This window comes from Pseudomonas sp. Irchel s3f7 (assembly GCF_900187615.1).
Lineage (GTDB): Bacteria > Pseudomonadota > Gammaproteobacteria > Pseudomonadales > Pseudomonadaceae > Aquipseudomonas.
The window spans coordinates 165,251-191,346 of sequence record NZ_FYDO01000009.1; the positions used below are offsets into that span (position 1 = coordinate 165,251).

Annotated in this window: 24 protein-coding genes; 17 read left to right on the forward strand and 7 right to left on the reverse strand. The window is 61.0% G+C overall.

Annotation, left to right across the window (positions count from 1 at the left end):
* Nucleotides 1–52 precede the first annotated feature (52 nt).
* The 4 genes from CKW19_RS10275 to CKW19_RS10290 are packed head-to-tail and all read right to left on the reverse strand — an operon-like array spanning nucleotide 53 to nucleotide 3,743.
* On the reverse strand, nucleotides 53–844 hold the full coding sequence (locus tag CKW19_RS10275; RefSeq protein ID WP_095057806.1) for an ABC transporter permease: 792 nt from the start codon (nucleotides 842–844) through the stop codon (nucleotides 53–55).
* Nucleotides 841–1,572 (reverse strand): ABC transporter ATP-binding protein, encoded by a 732-nt coding sequence (locus CKW19_RS10280; RefSeq protein WP_095057807.1) that lies wholly within the window; start codon nucleotides 1,570–1,572, stop codon nucleotides 841–843. Before CKW19_RS10280 ends, CKW19_RS10275 begins: the two co-directional genes overlap by 4 nt.
* Nucleotides 1,569–2,528 (reverse strand): YVTN family beta-propeller repeat protein, encoded by a 960-nt coding sequence (locus CKW19_RS10285; protein WP_095057808.1) that lies wholly within the window; start codon nucleotides 2,526–2,528, stop codon nucleotides 1,569–1,571. Before CKW19_RS10285 ends, CKW19_RS10280 begins: the two co-directional genes overlap by 4 nt.
* 30 nt (nucleotides 2,529–2,558) lie before the next feature.
* Entirely contained in the window at nucleotides 2,559–3,743 is a 1,185-nt protein-coding gene (locus tag CKW19_RS10290) for an ABC transporter substrate-binding protein (RefSeq protein WP_095057809.1), read from the reverse strand.
* A 157-nt stretch (nucleotides 3,744–3,900) separates the two neighbouring features.
* Between CKW19_RS10290 and CKW19_RS28840 the strand changes: the two genes are divergently transcribed.
* From CKW19_RS28840 to CKW19_RS10360, 15 genes are all read left to right on the forward strand, one after another.
* On the forward strand, nucleotides 3,901–4,065 hold the full coding sequence (locus tag CKW19_RS28840; RefSeq protein WP_177408796.1) for a hypothetical protein: 165 nt from the start codon (nucleotides 3,901–3,903) through the stop codon (nucleotides 4,063–4,065).
* 56 nt (nucleotides 4,066–4,121) lie between these two features.
* A complete protein-coding gene (gene pedF, locus CKW19_RS10295) occupies nucleotides 4,122–4,583 on the forward strand; it encodes a cytochrome c-550 PedF (protein WP_095057810.1) in 462 nt (153 codons plus the stop codon).
* A 3-nt stretch (nucleotides 4,584–4,586) separates the two neighbouring features.
* The gene (locus tag CKW19_RS10300; RefSeq protein ID WP_095057811.1) at nucleotides 4,587–5,462 is read left to right on the forward strand and encodes an ABC transporter substrate-binding protein; all 876 of its coding nucleotides are present in this window, start codon (nucleotides 4,587–4,589) and stop codon (nucleotides 5,460–5,462) included.
* A 10-nt stretch (nucleotides 5,463–5,472) separates the two neighbouring features.
* Nucleotides 5,473–6,234: a quinoprotein dehydrogenase-associated SoxYZ-like carrier gene (locus CKW19_RS10305; RefSeq protein ID WP_095057812.1), complete on the forward strand. Its 762-nt coding sequence runs from the start codon at nucleotides 5,473–5,475 to the stop codon at nucleotides 6,232–6,234.
* A 16-nt stretch (nucleotides 6,235–6,250) separates the two neighbouring features.
* Entirely contained in the window at nucleotides 6,251–7,189 is a 939-nt protein-coding gene (locus CKW19_RS10310) for a quinoprotein relay system zinc metallohydrolase 1 (RefSeq protein WP_095057813.1), read from the forward strand.
* A 281-nt stretch (nucleotides 7,190–7,470) separates the two neighbouring features.
* A complete protein-coding gene (locus tag CKW19_RS10315; protein ID WP_095057814.1) occupies nucleotides 7,471–9,246 on the forward strand; it encodes a PQQ-dependent methanol/ethanol family dehydrogenase in 1,776 nt (591 codons plus the stop codon).
* A gap of 253 nt (nucleotides 9,247–9,499) precedes the next feature.
* The gene (locus CKW19_RS10320; RefSeq protein ID WP_095057815.1) at nucleotides 9,500–11,020 is read left to right on the forward strand and encodes an aldehyde dehydrogenase family protein; all 1,521 of its coding nucleotides are present in this window, start codon (nucleotides 9,500–9,502) and stop codon (nucleotides 11,018–11,020) included.
* A gap of 224 nt (nucleotides 11,021–11,244) precedes the next feature.
* Nucleotides 11,245–11,316 (forward strand): pyrroloquinoline quinone precursor peptide PqqA, encoded by a 72-nt coding sequence (pqqA, locus tag CKW19_RS10325; RefSeq protein ID WP_003253598.1) that lies wholly within the window; start codon nucleotides 11,245–11,247, stop codon nucleotides 11,314–11,316.
* A 55-nt stretch (nucleotides 11,317–11,371) separates the two neighbouring features.
* Nucleotides 11,372–12,286 (forward strand): pyrroloquinoline quinone biosynthesis protein PqqB, encoded by a 915-nt coding sequence (gene pqqB, locus CKW19_RS10330; protein WP_095057816.1) that lies wholly within the window; start codon nucleotides 11,372–11,374, stop codon nucleotides 12,284–12,286.
* A gap of 48 nt (nucleotides 12,287–12,334) precedes the next feature.
* Nucleotides 12,335–13,087 (forward strand): pyrroloquinoline-quinone synthase PqqC, encoded by a 753-nt coding sequence (pqqC, locus tag CKW19_RS10335; protein WP_095057817.1) that lies wholly within the window; start codon nucleotides 12,335–12,337, stop codon nucleotides 13,085–13,087.
* Nucleotides 13,084–13,356 carry a pyrroloquinoline quinone biosynthesis peptide chaperone PqqD gene (gene pqqD / locus CKW19_RS10340; RefSeq protein WP_095057818.1) on the forward strand — a complete coding sequence of 91 codons (273 nt, stop codon included), beginning with the start codon at nucleotides 13,084–13,086 and terminating at the stop codon, nucleotides 13,354–13,356. The genes pqqC and pqqD overlap by 4 nt, the downstream gene beginning before the upstream one ends.
* The gene (gene pqqE, locus CKW19_RS10345) at nucleotides 13,334–14,476 is read left to right on the forward strand and encodes a pyrroloquinoline quinone biosynthesis protein PqqE (RefSeq protein WP_095057819.1); all 1,143 of its coding nucleotides are present in this window, start codon (nucleotides 13,334–13,336) and stop codon (nucleotides 14,474–14,476) included. Before pqqD ends, pqqE begins: the two co-directional genes overlap by 23 nt.
* Nucleotides 14,477–14,684: 208 nt before the next feature.
* Nucleotides 14,685–15,848, forward strand: a complete 1,164-nt coding sequence (ercA, locus tag CKW19_RS10350; protein ID WP_095057820.1) for an alcohol dehydrogenase-like regulatory protein ErcA — start codon at nucleotides 14,685–14,687, stop codon at nucleotides 15,846–15,848.
* Complete coding sequence (locus tag CKW19_RS10355; RefSeq protein WP_095057821.1) at nucleotides 15,832–17,559, forward strand: NahK/ErcS family hybrid sensor histidine kinase/response regulator; 1,728 nt, start codon at nucleotides 15,832–15,834, stop codon at nucleotides 17,557–17,559. The genes ercA and CKW19_RS10355 overlap by 17 nt, the downstream gene beginning before the upstream one ends.
* A 54-nt stretch (nucleotides 17,560–17,613) precedes the next feature.
* Complete coding sequence (locus tag CKW19_RS10360) at nucleotides 17,614–18,234, forward strand: TetR/AcrR family transcriptional regulator (RefSeq protein WP_095057822.1); 621 nt, start codon at nucleotides 17,614–17,616, stop codon at nucleotides 18,232–18,234.
* A 107-nt stretch (nucleotides 18,235–18,341) separates the two neighbouring features.
* Here the strand turns inward: CKW19_RS10360 and preA are convergent, their stop codons facing one another.
* The 3 genes from preA to hydA form a co-directional block, all read right to left on the reverse strand.
* Nucleotides 18,342–19,616: an NAD-dependent dihydropyrimidine dehydrogenase subunit PreA gene (preA, locus tag CKW19_RS10365; protein WP_095057823.1), complete on the reverse strand. Its 1,275-nt coding sequence runs from the start codon at nucleotides 19,614–19,616 to the stop codon at nucleotides 18,342–18,344.
* On the reverse strand, nucleotides 19,617–20,984 hold the full coding sequence (locus CKW19_RS10370) for an NAD(P)-dependent oxidoreductase (RefSeq protein ID WP_095057837.1): 1,368 nt from the start codon (nucleotides 20,982–20,984) through the stop codon (nucleotides 19,617–19,619).
* Between the two features lie 154 nt (nucleotides 20,985–21,138).
* Nucleotides 21,139–22,578 (reverse strand): dihydropyrimidinase, encoded by a 1,440-nt coding sequence (gene hydA / locus CKW19_RS10375; RefSeq protein ID WP_095057824.1) that lies wholly within the window; start codon nucleotides 22,576–22,578, stop codon nucleotides 21,139–21,141.
* A 602-nt stretch (nucleotides 22,579–23,180) separates the two neighbouring features.
* Between hydA and CKW19_RS10380 the strand changes: the two genes are divergently transcribed.
* On the forward strand, nucleotides 23,181–24,665 hold the full coding sequence (locus CKW19_RS10380; RefSeq protein WP_095057825.1) for an NCS1 family nucleobase:cation symporter-1: 1,485 nt from the start codon (nucleotides 23,181–23,183) through the stop codon (nucleotides 24,663–24,665).
* Nucleotides 24,666–24,807: 142 nt separating this feature from the next.
* The gene (locus tag CKW19_RS10385; RefSeq protein ID WP_095057826.1) at nucleotides 24,808–26,091 is read left to right on the forward strand and encodes a Zn-dependent hydrolase; all 1,284 of its coding nucleotides are present in this window, start codon (nucleotides 24,808–24,810) and stop codon (nucleotides 26,089–26,091) included.
* Nucleotides 26,092–26,096 lie beyond the last annotated feature (5 nt).

The window sequence follows — 26,096 nt, forward strand, 5'->3', positions numbered from 1 at the left end:
TTGATAGACCGTGTTGTCTGGATCGCCAGCAAGCCGGCTCCTACAGGGGGGGTTAGTTGGATTTGCGCAGGGCGGCGTGCTGCGGGTTGAAGGTCAGCACGGCGAACAGGGCGAACAGCAGCGTCAGCCCCGTGCACACCGCCAGCGCCAGCGGATTGAAGCGTTCATACAGGGCGAAACGCACCAGCTCCACCGCATGGGTAAACGGATTTACCGCGCACAGCCAATACAGCCACTCGCTGGCCTCGCGCATCTTCCACAGCGGATACAGCGCCGATGACAGGAAAAACAACGGGAAGATCACGAAATTCATCACCCCGGCAAAGTTCTCCAGCTGGCGGATCGCGTTCGACAGCAACAGGCCCAGGGCGCTGAGCATCAACGCCACCAGCAGCAAGGCCGGCAACGCCAGTAACAGGCCCATGGCCGGTGGCCTCACGCCGTACACCCAGGCAATCGCCAGAAACGCATACACCTGCAACAACGAAATCAGCGACGTGGCCAGCAGTTTGCTGCACAGCAAAAAGGTGCGGGGCAGGGGGCTGGTCAGCAGCACGCGCATGCTGCCCATCTCGCGGTCGTAGACCATCGACAGTGAGCCCTGCATGCCGTTGAACAGCAGGATCATGCAGGCCAACCCAGGAATGATGTAAACCTCATACGGGATGTAGGTGTCGTAGGGCTCGATGATCGCGATCCCCAGCGCTGCACGAAAACCGGCGGCGAACACCAGCAGCCAGAGCAACGGCCGCACCAAGGCGCTGAGAAAACGCGTGCGTTGCAGCACAAAACGCAGCCATTCGCGCAGCACGATACCGCGCAAGCATTGCCAGTAGGCGGTCATTGCATCGCTCCTGAAGTCGTAAGACGGGTGAACGCCGAACCGAGATCACCGCCGTGTTCCAGGCTCAGGACATCGGCCTGACCACTGGCCACCAGCCGGCCTTGATGCAGGATCAACAAGTCATCGCTGGGTTGCACTTCGTCGAGCAGGTGGGTGGTCCAGAGCACGCTGATGCGCTCCTCGCGACACAGGCTGCGGATGTGCTGATTGAGCGCCAGGCGACTCGCCGGATCGAGGCCTGCGCTGGCTTCATCGAGCAGCAACAGACGCGGCTCATGCAGCAGGGCACGGGCAATGTCCACCCGGCGACGATGGCCGCCATTGAGTTCGCGTACCCGTTCGCGGCGGCGGTCGGTCAAGGCCTGGCGGGCCAGTTCGGCATCGACCCGAAGGTCAGTCTGGCGCCGGGACAAACCGTGCAGCGCGGCGTGATAACGCAGGTTCTGTTCGACGCTGAGGTCCAGGTCCAGCGTACTTTGCTGGAACACCACGCCCAACTGCTTGAGCGCCGGGCGGACCGCATGACGCAATGAACAGCCACCGACGAAGATATCGCCGTGCTGCACGTCATAAAGCCGCGTCAGCAAGGCGATCAGGGTTGATTTTCCAGCACCGTTAGGCCCCAGCAGGGCAGCGAAACGTCCGGGCTCCAGGCTGAAACTCACCTTGCGCAAGGCCTCTCGGGCGCCGTAGGCGAAACTCAGGTCGCGGACTTCAAGGGCGTTCATGGCGTCACCACCACGCCCCAGGGATAGCGCCCGACCTTCACCGATTTGCTGACCTTGAGGCTGTCGACATCGATCACCGAGACATCGCCGCTGACGCCGTTGGTGGCCAGCAATTGCTTCTGATCCGGGGTGAACGCCATCTGCCAGACCCGTCGACCCACCAGCAGGTAATCGAGAATCTCGAAGGTCTTGGCATCGATCACCGCCACATGGTTGGCCGGGCCGAGGGCAACGAAACCGTACTTGCCATCGGCGCTAAGCTTGATGCCCACCGGCTGGACCTTGTCCGGGTGCACGCCCTTGATCTGGAAGGTCAAGGTCTTGAGTACGTGGCGACTGGCGACATCGAGAATGGTCACGGTGCCGCCGATTTCCGCCGAGGCCCAGAGTTTTGCGCCATCGGGGGAGAACTCGACGAAACGCGGGCGCTGGTCCACCAGCGTGCTGTCGGCCAGGGTCTGGGTGCTGGTGTCGATCCAGTGCAACATGTTGGTGGTTTCACTGGTGTTGACCGCCCACTTGCCGTCAGGGCTGACGGCCATGCCTTCGGGTTCGACACCGACTTCGATCTGGCCAAGTACCTTGGACGTCTCGGTGTCGATCACCGTGACCAGCGCATCGTCTTCGTTGGAAACGTACAACCAGCGGTTGTTGGGGTGCAGGGCGAATTGCTCGGGGTCTTTGCCCGAGGGCAGCTCCTTGATGATCTTGCGCGTGGCCACGTCCATCACCTGGACCCGGTCGGAATCGCTGGCGCAGATGTAGAGCAATTTGTTGTCGTGGGACAGCAACAAGCCGCGCGGACGCTGGCCGACGGGCAGGGTGTCGGTTACTTGCAGGGTCTGCAGGTCGATCAGGCTCAGGCTGTTGTCCTTTTCGTTGGAGACCCATGCCGTGCTGGCAACGGCATGGCCGGCGGCGAGGAGCAGGGCGCATGAAAGCAGGGTGCGGCGCATGGCGGATTCCTTGTTGTTGTGATGATCGGATCAGGGAAAACGGCAGCTGACCTCGGGTTTGTCGTAGCCCAGGCTGTCCATCTCGTTGAACGGGTGCAGAAAGCCGTCCTGGGGTGAGGTGCTGACCAGCGCTCGCGGCTGGACGATGGGAATCGGCTGGCGCAACTGGCCGTTCCACGGTCGGTAGCTGAGCTTGCGGCCCTTGAAGCCGTCGAGCGGCAGTTGATCGCTGATTTCCAGTGCACGGATTGCCATTGGTTCGGCCTGGCGTAGTTTGCTCACGGCGCTGGCGATGCTGCGCACGGCGATCCACGCGGCGAAATCGCGGTCATTCATCCAGCGCCCGGTCAGGGCTTCGAAGCGTTTTTGCAGCTGCGCGGCGCCGTAGGTTTCCACGGTCTTGTGCCAACCCACCGGGGTCAGGCCTTGGGTGCCGGCGACCGGGCGCGGGTACCAGGTCTGGTAAGGCACGTATTCACCGAAGTCGCCGCGCTCATCGGCCACCAGTACCACGTCGTACTCGGCGGTCTGGGTGAACAGCGGCATGTCGGCCTGCGCGCTGCGGCGTTGGTCGTTATCAAAACTCCAGGTTTTCTCTGCCACCAGTTGCAGGCCGAAACGCTTGGCGGCGCGGCGCAGGGCGGCGGCATAGGCTTGATCGTCCGGGGTCGGGCCGACGATCAGCAGCACTCGCTGCCATTTGCGCAGTACCAGAAACTGCGCCAGTGCATCGGCGAGCATCGCCCGGCTCGGCAAGGTGTGCAGCACGTTCGGCAGGCAATCGGTGGTGCGCAGGCTGTCATCGGGAGTGCCGGCATTGAACAGCAGACTATCGGGCATCGCTGCACTCAATTGGCGCAGGCTGGTCGCGGGTGCATTCACCACAAACAGGCGCAGGCCTTGTTCATGCTGCGCCTTTGCCGCATCGAGCAAGGCCTCGGGGCTGTCGACGCTGGCGCTGACCAGGCTGTAGCCGTGATTGAGAAAACGCCCGGTGCTGTTGCTGTCGGTGATCGCCAGTTCGGCACCGCGCAGCCCGGCATCGATCGGCTCGGGGATAACGTTCGACAGCAGCGGGCCGGGGGCGGGGCGATAACCCAGGTAGCCGATCCGCACCTGCAAGGGCGCATCGGCAGCCTGGCTTTGGGTGGCCAGGCCGGCGGCACAGGCAATCGCCAGCAGGTAGAACAAGGCGTAAGGGGCAAGCTGGCGCATAAGGCTCTCCATGACCGTTAGCGCCAGCATAGGAAGCCAGTGGTGCAGTGAAAATATGCAGAAAGTACCGAACAGACAGTACCAAGGTAGTAGCTCGCCACGTACGGCGCGGTTCTAGCATGGGTAACCACGGCCACTGATCTGGAGGGGATTGACCATGCGTATCGTCAAAGCACTGCTCCTGCCGTTCCTGCTGATCCTGACCCTGATCGGCGTCGACCGGCTCCACGGCCCGCGTCCCGTGTCCAACGATCGCCCTACGACCAAGGGAGTAGATAGCGACCACCAAAGCAGCATGGGGGCTGCGCGAAAGGCTTTCTAAGATGGCTGCCATAGCCTCTGCCAAGAGGTTTTGCGTGCAATCCAGAGGGCATAACAATGACAACAATACGCAACGCCTTGCTCGTGACCGGGCTATTGGCCGGTTTGATCAGCACAGGTTCTGTCTGGGCCCATGGCAACGTGGTACCACAAGCCGTGGCCACTCCGGGGCTGACCCCGATCAAGGACGCCGGTGTGCAGCTCGATGCCGATGGCTGGGCGGCGGTGAACCCATATCGCACCGCCGCGGAGCATGACAAAGCCGTGGAAATCGGTGCTTCGGCCTACACCCAGAACTGCGCGGCCTGCCATGGCCTGGAAGCCAAGTCCGGTGGCATTGCCCCCGATTTGCGCATGCTCGATGTCGGAGAGTCGGGTGATGAGTGGTTTGCCGAGCGGGTGCGCCATGGCGCGGTGCGCGACGGTCGGGTGTACATGCCGAAAATGGCTGACTACCTGAGCCAGGAAGCCCTGTGGGCGGTGCGCACCTATCTGGACACTGTCCGCGTCGAGGAGTGACCCATGCGCCTGCTCGCGGTGTTGATCAGTGCTGTGTGGCTGTGCTGCCAGGCGGCGCAGGCGCAAGTACGCAACTACGACGAAATGATCGCCGCTGGAGAGCTGAAGGTGGCGGTCTACAAGGACTTCGCCCCCTACAGTTTTGAAAGTGCCGGCCAGCCTCGCGGCGTCGATGTCGAACTTGCCGAGGCCCTGGCCAAGGCACTTGGCGTGCGCCTGACGCTGATCTGGGCACCGGCCGGGGAAAAACTCGATGACGACCTGCGCGACTACATCTGGCGCGCCAGTGCCTTGCACCATCAGCAACTGGCCGACCTGATGATGCGTGTGCCCTACGACCGTGACTACGCGCAGAGGCGCAACGAGTTGGGCGAACTGGTCAACGGCCAAGTGGTGATGTTCGGTCCGTACCAGAACGAACAATGGCAGGTGGCCTATGACCGTCGGCGGCTGGACAAAGTCGCCAGCGTCGCGGTGTTCGAGCATCACCCGATTGGCGTGGAGGTCGACAGCGTGCCGTCGTTCTACCTGACTTCGGTGTTCAACGGCATGCTCGCCGGCAAGACCCATCACTATCCTGGCGTGCCACAGGCGTTTGCCGCGATGAAGGCCGGTGAGGTCGACGCGGTGATGGCCATGCGCGGCGAGATCGACTGGCAAGTCCATGAGGCGGCTGACCCTCAACTGGCACTGGCCGAGAACGCCTATCCGAACATGGGCAAGCAGCTCTGGGAAATCGGCATGGCGGTGCACGAAAGCAACCGGCAACTGGCCTATGCCGTGGAAGAGGCGCTGGAAGCGCTGATCCGCGAGGGTTCGGTGAAGATCATCTACGGCCATTACGGCCTGCAATACGACGTGCCCGAGATGTATCAATAAGGAGCAGGCGATGAAATGGCGAGGGAGTTGTCTGTTGGCTTGCTGGTTAAGCCTGGCGGCACAGGCTGGCGCTATCGATCCCGGTAAAGACCCGGTCCCATCGGTGATGTGGGCCTTCTATCAACAGCAGTTTCTGGGCAATGCGCCATTCGTTTTCGATGACCGGGTGAAGTTGCTGGCGCCGCCATTTGCCGAAGATGCCCGGCAGGTGCCGTTGGAAATCGATGCCCGTGCGTTCAAGGGCGAGGTGGTGAGGATCCTCGCCTGGGCAGAGCTCAACCCATTGCCGAAAATCGTCGACTTCCAGCCTTTGAATTCGGTTTTACCGTGGCTGTCGCTGCGCATCCGCATCGAACAAGCGACGCCATTGCGCGCGGCGGTGTTGACCCGCGATGGCGTGTGGCATGTCGGTTCGACCCTGATCGACGCCGCAGGTGGCGGTTGCACCGCGCCGAGCGTGGTGCGCACGCAACCGGGTTGGGAAGAACACATCGGCGAAGTGCTGGGCGGTCGTTATCCCAGGGGTGAATTCAGCCGTTTGCGGTTGCAGGTGGCGCATCCCATGGACAACGGCATGGTCAGCGGCATTCCGGAATTCTTCATCAACCATGCGGAGCTGCGCGATAGCAACGAGCAAGTGCTGGCCCGGCTGGAGCTGTTTCCGGCGGTCAGCGAAAACCCCAACCTGGCCTTCGACATCGAAGGGGCAGGGCAAACGCGCCTGCTGCTACGGGACAACAGCGGTAATGAGTTCGATGCGTCGATCCCCTGACCCCAAGGAGCGTGGCATGCGCTGGATCCTGTTGATGGTGCTGAGCGTCAGTCTGCCGGCCCTGGCCGATCTCGAGTACACACTCAAGCCCCGGCAGATCGCCCGGGACACCTGGCTGCTGGAAGGCAGCACGGATAATTTCGCCAAGGCCAACGGCGGCAACATCGTCAACACCGCGTTTATCGTCACCGAACGCGGGGTGGTGGTGATCGACACCGGGCCATCCAGGCGTTACGGCGAAGCGATGCGCAAGGCGATTGCCGCCACGACGGATAAACCTGTGATCGAGGTCCTGCTGACCCATCACCACCCGGACCATGTGCTGGGCAATCAAGCTTTCGCCGACGTGCCGATCGGCGCGTTGGCCGGCACCACCGAGCTGTTGCATCAGCAAGGCGATGCCATGGCCGAGAATATGTACCGGATGGTCGGCGACTGGATGCGTGGCACCGAAGTGGTGTTACCCACCCAGACGCTGACACCGGGCGTGAAAAGTTTTGGGAATCATGATTTGCGCTTGCTGAGCCTGGGTGGGCATACGGGCGCGGATCTGGCTATTCTCGACCAGAAAACCGGCGTGCTGTTTGCCGGGGACCTGGTGTTTTATCAGCGGGCGCTGACCACGCCCAACAGCCCGGGCCTGGCCGTGTGGCTGGCGGACATCGCAACCCTGCAAGGCTTGCCCTGGACGCAGGTTGTGCCGGGTCATGGCCCGGTGGCAAGTGACCCGCTGCCCTTCGAGCAGATGCGCGATTACCTGACCTGGCTCGATCAGATGATGCGCGACGGCGCCGCCAATGGCAGCGACATGGCCGAGATGATCCGCAGCCCCATCCCTGAGCGTTTCGCCGGGATCAATCTGAGCCGCTACGAACTGATCCGCAGCATCAGCCATCTGTACCCGCGCTACGAGCGTGAGCGGATGACGCGGGTGGATTCCAGTGCCGGCAAATGATGCTTTTCTGTAGGCGCGAGCCTGCTCGCGATGGACGTCAACGATAACGCAAGCTGCCTGGAAGAACGCGGTGGCCTGACGTTTTTCGCGAGCAGGCTCGCTCCTACAGGGGGGGGGCGGTGCCGTTCACAAAATCTCGCGTCTATCTCATCCGAACCTGTACCAAGGAACTAGCAATCTCCTCATTGCGGGCAATTGTTGCCAGGGCGGCGGCGCTCAAGAATCTGCTCCACACCGGGAAACTTTTCCGGAAATAACAAAAAACCGCAGAGGAAGCCGTCATGACCCAACCCGCACGTCGCCAGCCCTTCGTCTTGAGCCTGCTGCTCAGTGCCATGCTGTTGTCCGGCCAGGCATTGGCCGGGGTTTCCGACCAGGACATTCTCCAGGACCCGAAAAACCCCGAACAGGTCGTGACCAATGGCCTGGGTGTCCAGGGGCAGCGCTACAGCCCGCTGGACATTCTCAACGTCGACAACGTCAAGGAACTGCGCCCGGCGTGGGCGTTTTCTTTCGGCGGCGAAAAGCAGCGCGGCCAGCAGGCGCAGCCGATGGTCAAGGACGGCGTGATGTACATGACCGGCTCCTACTCGCGGGTGTTTGCCGTGGACGCACGCACCGGCAAGAAACTCTGGCAATACGATGCGCGCCTGCCCGATGACATCCGTCCGTGCTGTGACGTGATCAACCGTGGCGTAGCGCTGTATGGCGACCTGGTGATTTTCGGCACCCTCGACGCCAAGCTCGTTGCGTTGAACAAGGACACCGGCAAGGTGGTGTGGAGCAAGAAAGTCGCCGACCACAAGGAAGGCTACTCCATCAGCGCCGCACCGCTGGTGATCAACGGCAAGCTGATTACGGGCGTGGCCGGTGGCGAGTTCGGCGTGGTGGGCAAGATCGAAGCCTACGATCCGAAAAACGGTGATTTGCTGTGGACCCGTCCTACGGTCGAGGGCCACATGGGCTTCGTCTACAAGGACGGCAAAGCGGTGGAGAACGGTATCTCCGGCGGCGAGGCGGGCAAGACCTGGCCGGGCGATCTCTGGAAAACCGGCGGCGCAGCCCCTTGGCTTGGCGGTTACTACGACCCGGAAACCAACCTGCTGCTGTTCGGTACCGGTAACCCGGCGCCGTGGAACTCGCACCTGCGCCCAGGTGATAACCTCTACTCTTCGTCGCGCCTGGCGCTCAACCCGGACGACGGCACTATCAAATGGCACTTCCAGAGCACGCCACACGACGGTTGGGACTACGACGGCGTGAACGAACTGGTGTCGTTCAACTACAGCGAAGGCGGCAAGGAAATCAAGGCAGCGGCCACTGCCGACCGTAACGGTTTCTTCTACGTGCTCGACCGCACCAACGGCAAATTCATCCGTGGCTTCCCGTTCGTGGACAAGATCACCTGGGCCACCGGTCTGGATAAGAACGGCCGGCCGATCTACAACGAAGCCGGCCGTCCCGGTGCTCCGGGTTCCGAAGTCAAGGGCAGTTCGGTCTTCGTCGCGCCGGCATTCCTCGGTGCGAAAAACTGGATGCCGATGGCTTACAACAAAGACACCGGGCTGTTCTATGTGCCGTCCAACGAGTGGGGCATGGACATCTGGAACGAAGGCATCGCCTACAAGAAAGGCGCGGCATTCCTCGGCGCCGGTTTCACCATCAAGCCGTTGAACGAAGACTACATCGGCGTGCTGCGTGCCATTGACCCGAAAACCGGCAAGGAAGTCTGGCGCCACAAGAACTACGCGCCGCTGTGGGGCGGGGTGCTGACCACCAAGGGCAATCTGGTCTTCACCGGCACGCCGGAAGGGTTCCTGCAGGCGTTCAACGCCAAGACCGGCGAGAAGGTCTGGGAATTCCAGACCGGTTCCGGCGTACTCGGCTCGCCCGTGACCTGGGAAATGGACGGTGAACAGTACGTCTCGGTGCTCTCCGGCTGGGGCGGCGCGGTACCGCTGTGGGGCGGCGAAGTGGCCAAGCGCGTGAAGGACTTCAACCAGGGCGGCATGCTCTGGACCTTCAAACTGCCGAAGGACCTCGTGGCCAAACATTAAACCTGTAGGAGCAAGCCTGCTCCGGGCGGCGTTCCGACGATGGTCGTCAACGATAACGCTTGAAACCTGATACCCCGTGGCGTTCTCGGGCTCATCGCGAGCAGGCTCGCTCCTACAGTGATCTGTGTGAAATCTACGACCAAATAACGAGAGCCCCTCCTGCCAACGATGCATTCGTTCGGCGCGCGGGGCTCTCTAGTATCGGTTCATCGCCTGTCAGTACGACAGGCATCGACCCAGACAGAGGCCCACCATGATCTATGCACAACCCGGAACACCAGGCGCCATCGTTACCTTCAAACCGCGCTACGGCAACTTCATCGGTGGCGAGTTTGTCGCCCCGGTCAATGGCGAGTACTTCACCAACACCTCGCCGGTCAACGGTGAAGTGATCGCCGAGTTCCCGCGCTCCAGCGCCGCGGACATTGAAAAGGCCCTCGACGCCGCCCATGCCGCTGCAGATGCCTGGGGCAAGACTTCGGCCCAGGACCGCTCGCTGGTGCTGCTGAAAATCGCTGACCGCATCGAGCAGAACCTCGAAGTGCTCGCTGTCACCGAAACCTGGGACAACGGCAAGGCCGTGCGCGAAACCCTGAACGCCGACGTGCCGCTGGCGGCTGACCATTTCCGTTACTTCGCCGGCTGCATCCGCGCTCAGGAAGGCGGCGCTGCCGAGATCAATGAACTGACCACGGCCTATCACTTCCACGAACCGCTGGGTGTGGTCGGGCAGATCATTCCGTGGAACTTCCCGCTACTGATGGCCGCCTGGAAACTCGCCCCGGCCTTGGCCGCCGGTAACTGCATCGTGCTCAAGCCTGCCGAGCAAACGCCGCTGTCGATCATGGTCTTCGCCGAACTGATTGCAGACTTGCTGCCAGCGGGCGTGCTGAACATCGTCCAGGGTTTCGGTCGCGAAGCCGGCGAAGCCCTGGCCACCAGCAAGCGCATCGCCAAGATCGCCTTCACCGGCTCGACCCCGGTCGGCGCGCACATCATGCATTGCGCCGCCGAGAACATCATCCCGAGCACCGTCGAGCTGGGCGGCAAGTCGCCGAACATCTTCTTCGAAGACATCATGAACGCCGAACCTGCGTTCATCGAAAAAGCCGCCGAAGGCCTGGTGCTGGCGTTCTTCAATCAGGGCGAAGTCTGCACCTGCCCGTCCCGGGCGCTGGTTCAGGAATCGATCTACGAGCCGTTCATGGCCGAGGTGATGAAGAAGATCGTCAAGATCAAGCGCGGCAACCCGCTGGACACCGAGACCATGGTCGGCGCCCAGGCGTCCGAGCAGCAGTACGACAAGATTCTCTCGTACCTGACCATCGCCCAGGAGGAGGGCGCCGAACTGCTCACCGGCGGCGCCGCCGAACGTCTTGAGGGCGACCTCTCCAGCGGTTACTACATCCAGCCGACCCTGCTCAAGGGACACAACAAGATGCGTGTGTTCCAGGAAGAAATCTTCGGCCCGGTGGTCGGTATCACCACCTTCAAGGACGAAGCCGAAGCCCTGGCGATTGCCAACGACAGCGAGTTCGGCCTTGGCGCCGGCCTGTGGACCCGCGACATCAACCGCGCCTATCGCATGGGCCGGGCGATCAAGGCCGGGCGCGTGTGGACCAACTGCTACCACCTGTACCCGGCGCATGCCGCGTTCGGCGGCTACAAGAAGTCCGGCGTCGGTCGCGAAAACCACAAGATGATGCTCGATCACTATCAGCAGACCAAAAACCTGCTGGTGAGCTACGACATCAATCCGCTGGGCTTCTTCTAACCCGACTCGAAATCGGGTAACGGCGTTCGCTGGCAAGCCAGCTCCTACAGGAATGCGCAATACCTGTAGGAGCTGGCTTGCCAGCGAATGGCTGTATCTGACACCGCGCATACCCCCTACCAAATCACCCCGCCAACTCCTTCGAAAGTAGCATTCGGGCACTCAACGCCCCGTGCATTAATGGCTCTACCGGAATCACCCGGGCACAAGAAGAGGAATGACCCATGTGGACTAAACCCGCGTTTACCGATCTGCGCATTGGCTTCGAAGTGACGATGTATTTCGCCAACCGTTGATTGATCACCCGGCCAGCCGCTGCGTTGGCCGGGCCTGCCTTCTGGAGCATCCGCCATGCACATCCGTATTCTCGGTTCCGCCGCTGGCGGTGGTTTTCCGCAGTGGAACTGCAACTGCCGCCAGTGCGCCGGTGTGCGCAATGGCAGCCTGCGGGCACAACGTCGTACGCAGTCGTCGATTGCCCTGAGTGACGACGGTGTGGAGTGGGTGCTGTGTAATGCTTCCCCGGATATTCGTGCGCAACTCGAAAGTTTTGCGCCACTGCAACCGGCACGGCGCCTGCGGGACAGCGCCATCGCCGGCATCGTGCTGCTGGACAGCCAGATCGACCATTGCACCGGTTTGCTCAGCCTGCGTGAAGGTTGCCCGCATGACGTGTGGTGCACCGAGCGCGTGCATCAGGACCTGAGCAGCGGTTTCCCGCTGTTCAACATGCTCGGACACTGGAACGGTGGGTTGCAATGGCAGCCGATCGGTCTTGAGCGTCAGCCGTTCAGCATCCCGGCCTGCGAACATTTGCAATTTCGCGCGATTCCCCTGGTGAGCAACGCGCCGCCGTATTCGCCCAATCGTGGCAACCCGCAACCGGGCGACACCATTGGCTTGTTCATTGAAGACCGGCGCAACGGCGCCTCGCTGTTCTACGCGCCGGGCCTTGGGCAAATCGACGATGAAGTGCTGGGCTGGATGCAGCGTGCCGATTGCCTGCTGCTGGACGGCACGCTATGGCGCGACGACGAAATGCGTATCTGCGAAGTCGGCCAGAGCCTGGGCAGCGACATGGGGCACCTCGCACAAAGCGGCCCTGGCGGGATGCTCGAAGTGCTCGAGGGTTTCAACCGCCAGCGCAAGGTGCTGATCCACATCAACAACACCAATCCGATCCTCGATGAAGACTCGGCCGAGCGGGCCTTGCTGGAGCGACGGGGGATTGAAGTGGCTTATGACGGCATGAGCATTGTGTTGTAGCCAGCGATGAGGCCAGACCAGACACAGCAGATTCCCCGGAGACCCGCAATGACCGACACCCCCATGACCCCAAGCGAATTCGAGCAGGCCCTGCGCGCCAAGGGCGTCTACTACCACATCCACCACCCATTCCACCAAGCCATGTACGTCGGCCGCGCCAGCCGCGAGCAGATCCAGGGCTGGGTCGCCAACCGCTTCTACTATCAGGTCAATATCCCCCTGAAAGACGCCGCGATCCTCGCCAACTGCCCGGACCGCGACGTGCGCCGGGAATGGCTGCAACGGATTCTCGACCACGACGGCGTCCCCGGCAGCGAGGGCGGCATCGAAGCCTGGCTGCGCCTGGGTGAAGCGGTGGGGCTGGATCGCGAGCAGATTCTGTCTCAGGAGTTGGTGCTGCCCGGCGTTCGGTTCGCCGTGGACGCCTACGTCAATTTCGCCCGTCGCGCCTGTTGGCAGGAAGCGGCCAGCAGCTCGCTGACCGAGTTGTTCGCGCCGCAGATCCATCAATCGCGACTCGACGCCTGGCCGACTCACTACCCGTGGATCGACGTCGCCGGCTACGACTATTTCCGCACCCGTCTGAGCCAGGCACGGCGCGATGTCGAGCATGGTTTGCGCATTACGCTGGCGCACTACGTGACCGCCGAGGGGCAACAACGCATGCTGGAAATCCTGCAATTCAAACTCGACGTACTGTGGAGCATGCTCGATGCCATGAGCATGGCCTACGAACTCGAACGCCCGCCGTATCACACGGTCACCAGCGACAACGTCTGGCATCGGGGGATCGCCCTGTGAGCCTGATCAATCGCCAGCAGTCACCGGCCTTGCGTCGCGGTTTTCGCCTGCAATGGGAGCCACGTCAGGACTGTCATGTGCTGCTGTACCCCGAAGGTATGATCAAACTCAACGCCAGTGCCGGGCAGATTCTTGGCCTGATCAACGGCCAGCGCAGCGTTGCAAGCATCATTGAACAATTAACCACGGTGTTTCCCGGCGTGCCGGGGATCGACGAAGACGTCCTGGCATTCCTGGAGGTGGCGCATGCGCAGTTCTGGATCGAGTGACGTGCCACCGGGACCACCCTTATGGCTTCTGGCAGAACTGACTTATCGCTGCCCGTTGCAATGTCCGTATTGCTCCAACCCACTGGATTTCGCCCGGCACGGTGAGGAGCTGAGCACGCAAGAATGGATTCGCGTATTCCGCGAAGCCCGAGAGATGGGGGCCGCGCAATTGGGCTTTTCCGGTGGCGAACCGCTGGTGCGTCAGGACCTGGCCGAGCTGATCAAAGCCGCACGGGACATGGGTTACTACACCAATCTGATCACCTCCGGTATCGGCCTGACCGAGCAGAAAGTGCGCGACTTCAAGGTGGCCGGGCTGGACCATATCCAGATCAGTTTCCAGGCTGCCGACGAGGAGGTGAACAACATGCTCGCCGGTTCGCGCAAAGCCTTTGCCCAGAAGCTCGCCATGGCCCGTGCGGTGAAAGCCCAGGGCTATCCGATGGTGCTGAACTTTGTCACTCATCGGCACAACATCGACCGGATCGCGCAGATCATCGACTTGTGCCTGGAACTGGAAGCGGATTTCGTCGAGTTGGCCACGTGCCAATTCTATGGCTGGGCCGAACTGAATCGCGTCGGCCTGTTGCCCACCCGCGAGCAGTTGCAGCGTGCCGAGCGCATCACTAATGAATACCGCGAACGCCTTGAAGCCCAGGGCCATCCGTGCAAGTTGATCTTCGTCACCCCGGACTACTACGAAGAACGTCCCAAAACCTGCATGAACGGCTGGGCCAACCTGTTTCTCGACATCACCCCCGACGGCACGGCCTTGCCTTGCCACAGTGCGCGGCAGTTGCCGGTAGCGTTTCCCAACGTGCGCGATCACGGTATCGAGTACATCTGGAACGAGTCCTTCGGTTTCAATCGATTTCGCGGCGATGACTGGATGAAGGAACCGTGCCGCTCCTGCGATGAAAAGCACAAGGATCTGGGCGGGTGCCGCTGCCAGGCCTTCATGCTGACCGGCGATGCCAGCAATGCCGACCCGGTGTGCAGCAAGTCGCCGCACCACGGGGTGATCCTCAAGGCCCGTGAAGAAGCCGAGGAACCGGGGCAGGGGATCGAACACCTGACGCTGCGCAATGCGAAGGCTTCGCAGCTGATCTATCGCGGCTAGCCCAACGACAAAAATCCCCTGTAGGAGCGAGCCTGCTCGCGATGGCGGAGTGTCAGTCAACATAGAGCTGAATGTTAAACCGCTATCGCGAGCAAGCTTGCTCCTACAGTGATCTGTGGCTGGGCCAATGACCTTGGTCTGATTGCATTCACAGCTGGATGGTTTAGTGTGGTTTCTACCTTCCAAAACAATAAAAACAGGCTTACCAATGAGCCAGAGTCTCAACCAGCTGCGTAAATTCGTGTCCCCTGAAATCATCTTCGGCGCCGGTAGCCGGCACAGTGTCGGCAATTACGCCAAGACCTTTGGCGCACGCAAGGTCCTGGTGGTCAGTGACCCCGGTGTGGTTGCCGCCGGTTGGGTCGCCGATGTCGAGGCCAGCCTGCAAGCGCTGGGCATCGAGTACTGCCTGTATACCGACGTTTCACCGAACCCACGGGTGGAGGAAGTGATGCGCGGTGCCGAGTTGTACCGGGAAAACCACTGCGACGTGATCGTCGCCGTCGGTGGCGGCAGCCCGATGGATTGTGGCAAAGGCATCGGTATCGTTGTTGCCCATGGCCGCAGCATCCTTGAGTTTGAAGGCGTGGACACCATCCGCGTGCCCAGCCCGCCGCTGATCCTGATTCCGACCACCGCCGGCACCTCGGCCGATGTCTCGCAATTCGTGATCATTTCCAACCAACAGGAGCGCATGAAGTTCTCCATTGTCAGCAAGGCCGTGGTGCCGGACGTTTCGCTGATCGACCCGGAAACCACCTTGAGCATGGACCCGTTCCTGTCGGCCTGTACCGGCATCGACGCCTTGGTGCATGCCATCGAAGCCTTTGTTTCCACCGGTAGCGGACCGCTGACCGATCCCCATGCGCTTGAAGCCATGCGTCTGATCAACGGCAACCTGGTGCAAATGATCGCCAACCCGACGGACATTGCGTTGCGCGAAAAAATCATGCTCGGCAGCATGCAGGCCGGGTTGGCGTTCTCCAACGCGATCCTTGGCGCAGTGCATGCCATGTCCCATAGTCTGGGCGGCTTTCTCGATCTGCCTCATGGTTTGTGCAACGCGGTATTGGTGGAACATGTGGTGGCGTTCAACTACAACTCGGCGCCGGATCGCTTCAAGGTGATCGCCGAGACGCTGGGCATCGATTGCCGAGGCCTGAACCACCGGCAGATTTGCGGGCGCCTGGTTGAACACCTGATCGCGTTGAAACACGCTATCGGTTTCCACGAAACCCTTGGTTTGCATGGGGTCAGGACCTCGGACATTCCGTTCCTGTCGCAACATGCGATGCACGATCCGTGCATCCTGACCAACCCGCGTGAGTCCAGTCAGCGTGACGTCGAGGTCGTGTATGGCGAAGCCCTCTGACGAACAGCAAAGGGCGCTGACCGGCCTGCTGGGACTCGGCAATCATTCGGCCCGCAAGAGCCATTACCCGGAGCTGGCTGCGCGCCTGGATGAACTGGAGGCCGAGCGCAATCGCTACAAATGGCTGTTTGAAAACGCGGTGAACGGCATCTTCCAGGCCAGCCTGCGCGATGGCATGCGCGCCGCCAATCCGGCGCTGGCCCATATGCTCGGCTACAGGGATCCGCAGGAGGTACTTTTTTCCCTGACGGACCTGGCCGCCAACCTGTTTATCGACGGCACGCCGGAGCTGGAACACATCGGCGAAATCCTCACCCGCGAACGTAGCCTGAACAGCTATGAAACCCGTTTGCGCCGCAAGGATGGCAGCCACATCGATGTGCTGATGAACCTGCTGCTCAAGCCGGGGCATGAAGAGCTGGTCGAGGGATTTGTCGCCGACATCACCGAGCGCAAACAGGCTCAGCGACACTTGCAGCAGCTCAACGATGAACTAGAGCAGCGCGTCGCAGCACGTACCGATGAATTACTCGAGGCCAATCGTAATCTTCAGCAGCAGATCGTCCAGCGTAAATTGATCGCCAGGGCCTTGCGCCATGCCCGCGACGCAGCGCAGGCGGCTAATCACAGCAAGGATAAATACCTCGCCGCCGCCAGTCACGACTTGCTGCAACCGTTGAACGCCGCACGTTTACTGATCTCTACTTTGCGCGAGCGCCAATTGCCGGCATCCGAACAAGTGCTGGTGGAACGCACTCACCAGGCGCTGGAAGGGGCTGAGGATCTGCTGACGGATCTGCTCGATATTTCCCGGCTCGATCAGGCCGCGGTCAAGCCGGACGTTGCGCCGTATCGCCTCGACGAGTTGTTCGGGCCGCTGGTGTCGGAGTTCCAGTCCGTCGCCCAGGCGGAAGGCTTGAACCTGCGCGTGCACGCGGTCGATTACGCGATCAATACCGACTTGCGCCTGATGACGCGGATCCTGCGAAATTTCCTCAGCAATGCCTGTCGCTATACCGAAGAAGGCAGCATTCTGCTGGGGGCCAGGCGTCGCGGCGAGATGTTGCGCATCGAGGTGTGGGACACCGGGCGCGGGATCGCGGCAGATCGGCTCGACTCGATCTTCCTGGAGTTCAATCAACTGGACGTCGGACGCGCCGCCGACCGCAAAGGTGTCGGCCTGGGGCTGGCGATAGTCGAGCGCATCGCCAAGATTCTCGGTTATGCCATCGGTGTGAAATCGTCGCCGGGACGCGGTTCGATGTTCAGCATCGACGTACCGATTTCCGCCGAGGTTCCATTGCCCGTCAGCCAGGCGGTGCCGCAGCCAGGGGCGGGCGACCCGTTGCCAGGGCGCCGCCTGCTGGTGCTGGACAATGAAGTGAGCATCCTCGACAGCATGAGCGCGCTGCTCGGCCAGTGGGGTTGCGAGGTGGTGACGGCCACCGATGAAGCGTCGGCGCTGGCAGCGTTGGGCGGGCAGGCCCCGGAATTGATTCTGGCGGACTATCACCTCGACCACGGCGTGGTTGGCTGTGAGGTGGTCCGGCATTTGCGCGAGCACTTCGAGCTGAACATTCCCGCGGTGATCATCACCGCCGACCGCACCGACCAATGTCGGCGCTCCCTGGAACGACTCGCTGCACCGCTGCTGAACAAACCGGTGAAGCCGGGCAAGTTGCGCGCGGTGTTGAGTCAGTTACTGGGTTAACGCGTTTGGATCGCGGATGCTAGTCTTGTTTAACGCTGTTGTCAGGGAGCCCTCATGGGCAATCACAAGATCGAGATTCGTCGCAGTAACGTCGAGAAAATCCTGTTGGGGGCGGAAAAAGTCTTCGCTGAAAAAGGCTTCGGCAGCACTGCCATGGCTGACATCGCCGCCGAAGTGCAACTGCCGCGTTCCAACCTGCATTACTACTTCAGCACCAAGACCGAGCTGTACAGCGCCGTATTGTTCGACTTGCTGGAAGTGTGGAAGCAGGACGCGATGTGCTTCGAGATGTTCGACGATCCGCGTGTGGTGCTCAGCAGCTATATCCGCGCCAAGATGAACCACTCGCGCAGCCGGCCCTACGGTTCGAAAGTCTGGGCCAACGAAATCATCCACGGTGCGCCGACCTTGGGCACGGCGCTGGACGCCAGCCTGTACGACTGGGCCAAGATGAAAGAAGCGAAAATCCGCCAGTGGGTCGACGACAAGCGCATCTTGCCGGTAGAGCCTTCAAGCCTGCTCTACATGATCTGGGCCTCGACCCAGCACTATGCCGACTTCGATCACCAAGTGAATATCCTCAATGACCACCAGCCGCTGTCGGACAGGCAGTTCGAGAAGGCCGTACAGACGGTGACCAGTGTGATTTTGCGGGGGATTGGGTTGGAACCTTGAAACAGAAGATCGCAGCCTCGTTTCACTCGACAGCTCCTACAAGGGAACGCGCAATCCTGTAGGAGCTGTCGAGTGAAACGAGGCTGCGATCTTTTGATCTTCAGCAATCACACGACAACGTGATACGGGTTCCTCGGATCATGATTCCAGTCCAGAAACGGCTTGCCATTCTCCATCGGCACCATCTCGATACAGTCCTGCACCGGGCAGGTGATCTGGCACAGATTGCAGCCCACGCATTCCTCTTCGATCACTTCATAGCGGTGGGTTCCATCGGGCATTTTCAGGCTGGCCACAGCCTGGTGCGAAGTGTCCTCACACGCGATATGACAACGACCACAACCAATGCACGCCTCCTGGTCGATTTTCGCGATCACCTGATAGTTGATGTCCAGGTACTTCCAGTCCGTGGTATTGCCCACCGCACGCCCGGAGAACTCTGAAATGCTGGCGTAGCCCTGACTGTCCATCCACCGCGACAAGCCGTCTTTCATCTCCTCGACAATCCGGAAGCCATGCAGCATCGCCGCCGTGCACACCTGCACCGAGCCGCTGCCGAGCGCGATGAATTCCGCGGCATCGCGCCAGTTGCCGATGCCGCCAATCCCGCTGATTGGCAGGCCTTGTGTCTGCGGGTCACGGGCGATTTCGGCGACCATGTTCAAGGCAATCGGCTTCACCGCCGAACCGCAATAACCGCCGTGGGTGCTTTGGCTGCCAACCATGGGGTTGGCGACCATGCGTTCCAGGTTGACGCTGGTGATCGAGTTGATCGTGTTGATCAACGACACCGCATCGGCGCCACCGCGATGGGCCGCCCGGGCGGCGACGCGGATGTCGGTGATGTTCGGTGTGAGCTTGACGATGACCGGTAGCGAGCAATACGTCTTGCACCAGCGGGTGACCTGTTCGACATACTCCGGCACCTGGCCGACTGCCGCGCCCATGCCCCGTTCCGGCATGCCGTGCGGGCAACCGAAGTTCAGTTCGATGCCGTCAGCGCCGGTGGCCTCCACCAGCGGCAGGATTTGCTTCCAGGATTCTTCGACGCACGGCACCATCAAGGACACGATCAGCGCACGGTCCGGCCAGTCCTTTTTGACCTGGGTGATTTCCCGCAGGTTGATCTCCAGCGAGCGGTCGGTGATCAGCTCGATATTGTTGAAACCAAGAACCTCTCGGTTAGGGCCGAAATGCGCCGAGTAGCGCGACGACACGTTCACCGCCGCCGGGTCTTCACCCAGGGTTTTCCAGATCACGCCGCCCCAGCCGGCTTCGAAGGCGCGGACCACGTTGTAGGCCTTGTCGGTCGGTGGCGCGGAGGCCAGCCAGAACGGATTCGGCGATTTGATGCCAGCGAAGACAATCGACAGATCGGCCATTTACGCAGCCTCCACGTTGAGCATCAGTTGAGCATTGATCGCCTCGGCGGCGCGTTTGCCATGTTGCACCGCTTGCACGGTCAGGTCTTGATCGAGGCTGGTGCAGTCCCCTCCGGCATACACGCCGGGAATGCTGGTGCGCAGATTTTCGTCCACTTCAATGCGTTCGCCCTGGCGCTTGAGTTCACGGGCCAACGGATCGGTGAGGGCGCTGCTGTCGAATGCCTGGCCGATGGCTTTGAAGATCGCATCGGCGGCCAGTTCGAAAGTTTCGCCGGTGGTTTGCAGACGACCGTCGACCATTTGCGTACGAGCGAAGCGCATGCCGCGCACCTGTCCGTTGGCGTCGAGCAGGACTTCTTCGGGTTGGGCCCAGGTCAACAGGCGCACCTGATTGGCCTTGGCGATGTCCTGTTCGTGGTGAGTGGCGCTCATGTCCTCGACGCCACGGCGGTACACCAGATTCACGTCGTGCGCACCGAGGCGGGCCATTTGCACGGCCATGTCGATGGCGGTGTTGCCTGCGCCGAGGACGATGCAGTGGTCGGCCAGTGGCAGTTGTGTCAGGTCATCGGCCTGGCGCAGTTCGCGGATGTAATCGGTGGCGGCGAGCAAGCCGGGGGCGTCTTCGTGGTCCAGTCCCAGTTGCTTGCTGGCGTTGAGCCCGAGGCCGAGGAACACCGCGTCGAATTGCTGATGCAGATCGCTGAGGGTCAGGTTCTCTCCAAGTTTCTGCCCATGACGGATTTCGATGCCGCCGATCTCCAGCAGGAAGTCGAGCTCCTTCTGCGCGTAATCGTCCACCAGTTTGTATTTGGCGATCCCGTATTCGTTGAGGCCACCGGCCTTTTCCCGTGCTTCGAAAATCACCACCTCATGCCCGTGCATGGCACTGCGGTGGGCGCAGGACAAACCGGCAGGACCGGCGCCGACCACGGCGACGCGCTTACCCGTGGCCGCCGCACGCGCAAACGGGTGTTCGCTGAAGTGTGCGTTGTCCACGGCATAGCGCTGTAGCAGACCGATCAACACCGGCGCGCACTCGTGGGCGTTGTTGCGCACGCAGGCCTGCTGGCAAAGGATTTCCGTCGGACAGACCCGGGCGCAACTGCCGCCGAGAATATTGGCCGAGAGGATTGTCTGCGCCGCGCCCTGTACGTTGTCCTGATGAATGTTGCGGATGAACGAGGGAATATCGATCTCGCTCGGGCAGGCGTTCACGCAGGGCGCGTCGTAGCAGTACAGGCAACGCGAGGCTTCAAGGTGCGCCTGGCGATCATTGAGCGGTGGCGCCAGGTCAGTGAAATGGCCGGCGAGGGCGGCCGCATTCTCGTAAGGATGCGGGAGGTGGGTCAGGGACTTGATCACGGTATTGGCCTCACGGTTATTTGAGGTGCTGCCTCTGATGGGCATTGGTTTTTCGTTGCCTGCGAGGACGCCTTCGCTGGCAAGCCAGCTCCTACAGTTTGAAATGCGATCCCTTGTAGGCGCTGGCTTGCCAGCGATAGGCCGAAGGCCGATCTCAGCGCTTCACGGCAACCGGCTGATTCAACTCGGCCCGCTTGTTCAGCAAATCAAACACCGCCGGGTACGCCGGCCGCTCGATATACCGCCCGGCCCCGCGCTCGGCCCGCAGATCGCCATCGGCCCAGACAATCTTGCCCTGGCTGATGGTGTGGCTCGGAACACCGCGCACGGTCTTGCCTTCGAAGATGTTGAAGTCGACCTGCTGGTGGTGAGTCTTGGCGGAAATGGTTCGCGTGCCCTGCGGGTCCCACAGCACCAGATCGGCGTCGGCACCGACACGGATCGCCCCTTTGCGCGGGTAAAGGTTGAAGATCTTCGCGGTATTGGTCGACGTCAGCGCCACGAATTGCTGCATCGAAAAGCGCCCGGTGTTGACGCCTTCGTCCCAAAGCACGGCCATGCGGTCCTCGATACCGGCCGTGCCGTTGGGGATCTTGCTGAAATCGTCTTTGCCGGCCGCTTTCTGCTCGGCGCAGAAACAGCAGTGATCGGTGGCGGTGGTGTGCAGGTTGCCCGCTTGCAGGCCATGCCAGAGTGCTTCCTGATGACCGCGCGGACGGAACGGCGGGCTCATCACATAACCGGCAGCGGTCTGCCAGTCCGGGTGCTGGTAGACGCTGTCGTCCAGCAGCAAATGTCCGGCCAAGACTTCGCCGTAGACCGGTTGGCCCTTGGCACGGGCATAGGTGATTTCGTCGAGGGCTTCCTTGGTCGAGACGTGCACCAGATAGAGCGGCGTGCCGAGGGTTTCGGCAATACGGATCGCCCGACTCGCCGCTTCACCTTCCACCTGCGACGGACGCGATAACGGATGGGCTTCAGGCCCGGTCATGCCCTGAGTCATCAGTTTGCGTTGCAGGTGATAAACCAGTTCGCCGTTTTCCGCGTGAACGGTCGGCACGGCACCCAGTTCCAGGCAGCGCTCGAAACTCGCCACCAGCGTGTCATCGGCCGCCATGATCGCGTTTTTGTAGGCCATGAAATGCTTGAAGCTGTTGACGCCGTGTTGGCTGACCAGCTCGGCCATCTCTTCGCGCACCTGTTCGCTCCACCAGGTGATCGCCACATGAAAGCCATAGTCGGACGCCGATTTTTCAGCCCAGCCGCGCCACTGATGGAAGGCTTCCATCAAGGATTGCTGCGGATTGGGAATCACAAAATCGATGATCGACGTGGTGCCACCGGCCAGTCCCGCCGCCGTGCCACTGAAAAAGTCTTCGCTGGCCACGGTGCCCATGAAGGGCAGTTGCATGTGCGTGTGTGGATCGATGCCGCCGGGCATCAGGTATTGGCCGGTGCCGTCGAGTCGTTCGGCGTCCGCGGGAATATCGAGGTTTTCGCCGATGGCCTTGATCACGCCGTCTGCGCAATACACATCGGCGCGATAACTTTCATCATGGGTAATAACGGTAGCGCCACGAATCAACAGAGACATTCCGGATTCCTCGCAGGCAATGACCGACTGATATCGGTTCTAAATGTTCTATATGAAGCAAGTGCCAACAAGTAATTCCTGTCAGCGCTGTCAGGATTAAACGCTAGCTGCAGTTTATGGAATCGGCAAGAATATTTTTTATAAGCTTATTCAGTTATTAACTAATTGATAAATAAGCGTTAAAAGTTAAATTCACCAAAATGGTGAGGCCGCTCACCATTTTGACGCACTTGACAGGAACGAAATATGGTCAAGATTTCTTAAGTGAAATCAGCTGTTTGTGCAGGGTCTATGATTGATGCGTGCGTTTGAAAAAAAGTATGACGCACCAGATTGAGCCTTGAATGTTTTGACAACGGCTTGGCATTTGGCCTGAGTGACACTGGTTGAATATATAAAGCTGATAAACATCAGCACGTTAGAGCGTTGTATTGGCACTGCCCGATGCGTAAGCGGGGCACCCGGCACGTTTATTGATGCCGCCGCTGACACCTTGGCCGGTCCATGAAAGTTGTCAGTTTCTCCGGCCATCGTCGGGTTTGCGCCATAAGCGCCAGCCCCCCTGATGAGCAACAATAATCAAAAAAAACAGTGGAGCGGCCATGCAACAGATCAGTTCGAAAGTGACCGAGCGCGACGGCTTGTTTGAGCTCGAAGCCGGCAGCGACGTCCTCGACAGTCCCCGTTATAACCACGACATTGCACCGACCAAGGTGCGCGAACGAACCTGGAACAAATGGCACATCACCGCGTTGTGGGTCGGCATGGCGATTTGCGTGCCGACCTACACCCTCGGCGGCGTGCTGACGGCGTACTTCGGGCTGAGCGTCGGCGAAGCGCTGCTGGCGATTCTGTTTGCCAACATTATCGTGTTGATTCCGCTGACACTTAACGCGTTCCCCGGCACCAAGTACGGAATCCCGTTTCCGGTGTTGCTGCGTTCATCCTTCGGCGTCCTCGGCTCCAACATCCCGTGCCTGATCCGCGCTCTGGTGGCGTGCGGCTGGTTCGGCATTCAAACCATGTTCGGCGGCCTGGCGATTCACCTGTTTCTGGGCTCGGTGTTCGACGGCTGGAAATCTTTGGGCGGCACCGGTGAAGTCATTGGTTTCATGGTGTTCTGGGCGCTGAACCTGTGGGTGGTGATTCGCGGTGCCGAGTCGATTAAATGGCTGGAAACCCTGTCGGCGCCGCTGCTGGTCGCAGTGGGCGCAGGGCTTCTGGTGTGGGCCATGCCGAATGTGTCGATGACCGAACTGCTGGCGATCCCGGCCAAGCGTCCCGAAGGGGCGGGTGTGGCCAGCTACTTTGCGGCCGGGTTGACGGCGATGGTCGGCTTTTGGGCCACGTTGTCCTTGAACATTCCGGACTTCAGTCGCTACGCGAAAAGCCAGAAGGACCAGATCGTCGGGCAGATCATCGGCTTGCCGCTGACCATGTTCCTGTTTGCTTCCCTCGGTGTGGTGATGACTGCTGCGTCGGTCAAACTGGTCGGGGTGACGGTGTCTGATCCGGTGACCCTGATCGGTCATATCCAGAGCCCGTTCTGGGTCGCGATTGCCATGGCACTGATCATCATTGCCACGCTGTCCACCAACACCGCCGCCAACATCGTGTCGCCGACCAATGACTTCCAGAACATCGCGCCCAAGGCGATCAACCGCACGAAAGCGGTGATTCTTACCGGACTGGTGGGGCTGGGCTTGATGGCCCACGAACTGCTGAAAAAGCTCGGTTTGATCGTGTCTGACGTTAGCCTTGAAACGGTCTACTCCAACTGGTTGCTCGGCTATTCCAGCCTGCTCGGGCCGATTGCCGGGATCATGGTGGTGGATTACTTCCTGATCAAAAAGCAGCAACTTGACCTCGCGGGCCTGTACCGCGATGACGTGTACCCGGCGTGGAACTGGAGCGGTTTCATCGCGTTTGGTGTGCCGGTGGTGCTGACGTTGCTGTCGTTGGGCAGCGACGCGTTTAGCTGGTTTTACAGCTATGGCTGGTTTACCGGTTCGGCGTTGGGCGGGGTGATTTATTACGGGTTGAATGTGATGCGGCCCAGCCCGTCTGTTGCTAAATCTGCGGTGTGAGGGAGGGCCTCATCGCTGGCAAGCCAGCTCCTACAGGGGATCGCATTTCAATTGTAGGAGCTGGCTTGCCAGCGATGGCGGCCTCCAGCACGCCGACAAACTGCCTGAAGAAATCCATAAGAACAGCCTGAGGAGATCATTCATGAACGCGGCCATAGACGTTCTGCAATCCAACCATCAGCACATCAACCGCGACCGGCTGTGGCAGTCGCTCATGGAGCTGGCCAAACTCGGCGCCACGGTCAAGGGCGGCGTCTGTCGCCTGGCCCTGACCGACCTGGATCGCCAGGCGCGGGACATCTTTGTCCAGTGGTGTGAAGAAGCAGGTTGCACCGTCAGCATTGACGCCGTGGGCAACATCTTCGCCCGCCGCCCCGGCCGCAATCCCGATCTGCCACCGGTGATGACCGGCAGCCACATCGACACCCAGCCCACCGGCGGCAAGTTCGACGGTTGCTTCGGTGTGCTGGCGGGCGTCGAAGTGCTGCGCACCCTCAATGACCTGAGCATCGAGACTGAAGCGCCGCTGGAAGTGGTGGTCTGGACCAATGAAGAGGGTTCGCGTTTTGCCCCGTGCATGATGGGCTCCGGCGTCTTTGCCGAAAAATTCACCCTGGAAGAAACCCTGGCCAAGGTCGACGCCGAAGGCGTGACGGTCGGCGAAGCACTCAACGCCATCGGTTACGCGGGACCGCGCAAGGTCAGCGGGCACAAGGTCGGCGCTTACTTTGAAGCGCATATCGAACAAGGCCCGATCCTTGAAGACGAGCGCAAAACCATCGGCGTCGTGATGGGCGCGCTCGGGCAAAAATGGTTTGACCTGAAACTGCGCGGCGTCGAAGCCCACGCCGGCCCGACCCCGATGCACTTGCGCAAGGATGCTCTGGTCGGCGCAGCGGTGATCGTTGGTGCGCTCAACCGCGCCGCCCTCAGCCATCAACCCCATGCCTGCGGCACCGTCGGTTGCCTGCAAGCGTATCCCGGTTCACGCAATGTCATCCCCGGTGAAGTGCGCATGACCCTGGATTTCCGGCACCTGGAACCGGCGCGCCTGGACTCGATGATCGCCGAAGTGCGCGAAGTCATCGAAACCACCTGCGAAGAACACGGGCTGACCTTCGAACTCACACCCACCGCCGACTTCCCGCCGTTGTACTTCGACAAAGGCTGCGTCGAAGCGGTGCGCGGTGCGGCCCAAGGCCTGGGTTTGTCGCACATGGACATCGTCAGCGGCGCCGGGCACGACGCGATCTTCCTCGCCGAACTCGGCCCGGCCGGGATGATTTTCGTACCGTGCGAGGGCGGCATCAGCCACAACGAAATCGAAAACGCCGCACCGGACGACCTGGCCGCCGGGTGCGCGGTGTTGTTGCGGGCGATGCTGGCGGCTTCGGCGGCGTTGGCCAGCGCTCAAACACCCCTGTAGGAGCT

Excerpts from the sequence above, each read along its gene's own strand:
- CKW19_RS10275 (WP_095057806.1), bottom strand. The coding sequence starts at position 844 with ATGACCGCCTACTGGCAATGCTTGCGCGGTATCGTGCTGCGCGAATGG.
- CKW19_RS10280 (WP_095057807.1), bottom strand. The coding sequence starts at position 1,572 with ATGAACGCCCTTGAAGTCCGCGACCTGAGTTTCGCCTACGGCGCCCGA.
- CKW19_RS10285 (WP_095057808.1), bottom strand. The coding sequence starts at position 2,528 with ATGCGCCGCACCCTGCTTTCATGCGCCCTGCTCCTCGCCGCCGGCCAT.
- CKW19_RS10290 (WP_095057809.1), bottom strand. The coding sequence starts at position 3,743 with ATGCGCCAGCTTGCCCCTTACGCCTTGTTCTACCTGCTGGCGATTGCC.
- CKW19_RS28840 (WP_177408796.1), top strand. The coding sequence starts at position 3,901 with ATGCGTATCGTCAAAGCACTGCTCCTGCCGTTCCTGCTGATCCTGACC.
- pedF (WP_095057810.1), top strand. The coding sequence starts at position 4,122 with ATGACAACAATACGCAACGCCTTGCTCGTGACCGGGCTATTGGCCGGT.
- CKW19_RS10300 (WP_095057811.1), top strand. The coding sequence starts at position 4,587 with ATGCGCCTGCTCGCGGTGTTGATCAGTGCTGTGTGGCTGTGCTGCCAG.
- CKW19_RS10305 (WP_095057812.1), top strand. The coding sequence starts at position 5,473 with ATGAAATGGCGAGGGAGTTGTCTGTTGGCTTGCTGGTTAAGCCTGGCG.
- CKW19_RS10310 (WP_095057813.1), top strand. The coding sequence starts at position 6,251 with ATGCGCTGGATCCTGTTGATGGTGCTGAGCGTCAGTCTGCCGGCCCTG.
- CKW19_RS10315 (WP_095057814.1), top strand. The coding sequence starts at position 7,471 with ATGACCCAACCCGCACGTCGCCAGCCCTTCGTCTTGAGCCTGCTGCTC.
- CKW19_RS10320 (WP_095057815.1), top strand. The coding sequence starts at position 9,500 with ATGATCTATGCACAACCCGGAACACCAGGCGCCATCGTTACCTTCAAA.
- pqqB (WP_095057816.1), top strand. The coding sequence starts at position 11,372 with ATGCACATCCGTATTCTCGGTTCCGCCGCTGGCGGTGGTTTTCCGCAG.
- pqqC (WP_095057817.1), top strand. The coding sequence starts at position 12,335 with ATGACCGACACCCCCATGACCCCAAGCGAATTCGAGCAGGCCCTGCGC.
- pqqE (WP_095057819.1), top strand. The coding sequence starts at position 13,334 with ATGCGCAGTTCTGGATCGAGTGACGTGCCACCGGGACCACCCTTATGG.
- ercA (WP_095057820.1), top strand. The coding sequence starts at position 14,685 with ATGAGCCAGAGTCTCAACCAGCTGCGTAAATTCGTGTCCCCTGAAATC.
- CKW19_RS10355 (WP_095057821.1), top strand. The coding sequence starts at position 15,832 with ATGGCGAAGCCCTCTGACGAACAGCAAAGGGCGCTGACCGGCCTGCTG.
- CKW19_RS10360 (WP_095057822.1), top strand. The coding sequence starts at position 17,614 with ATGGGCAATCACAAGATCGAGATTCGTCGCAGTAACGTCGAGAAAATC.
- preA (WP_095057823.1), bottom strand. The coding sequence starts at position 19,616 with ATGGCCGATCTGTCGATTGTCTTCGCTGGCATCAAATCGCCGAATCCG.
- hydA (WP_095057824.1), bottom strand. The coding sequence starts at position 22,578 with ATGTCTCTGTTGATTCGTGGCGCTACCGTTATTACCCATGATGAAAGT.
- CKW19_RS10380 (WP_095057825.1), top strand. The coding sequence starts at position 23,181 with ATGCAACAGATCAGTTCGAAAGTGACCGAGCGCGACGGCTTGTTTGAG.
- CKW19_RS10385 (WP_095057826.1), top strand. The coding sequence starts at position 24,808 with ATGAACGCGGCCATAGACGTTCTGCAATCCAACCATCAGCACATCAAC.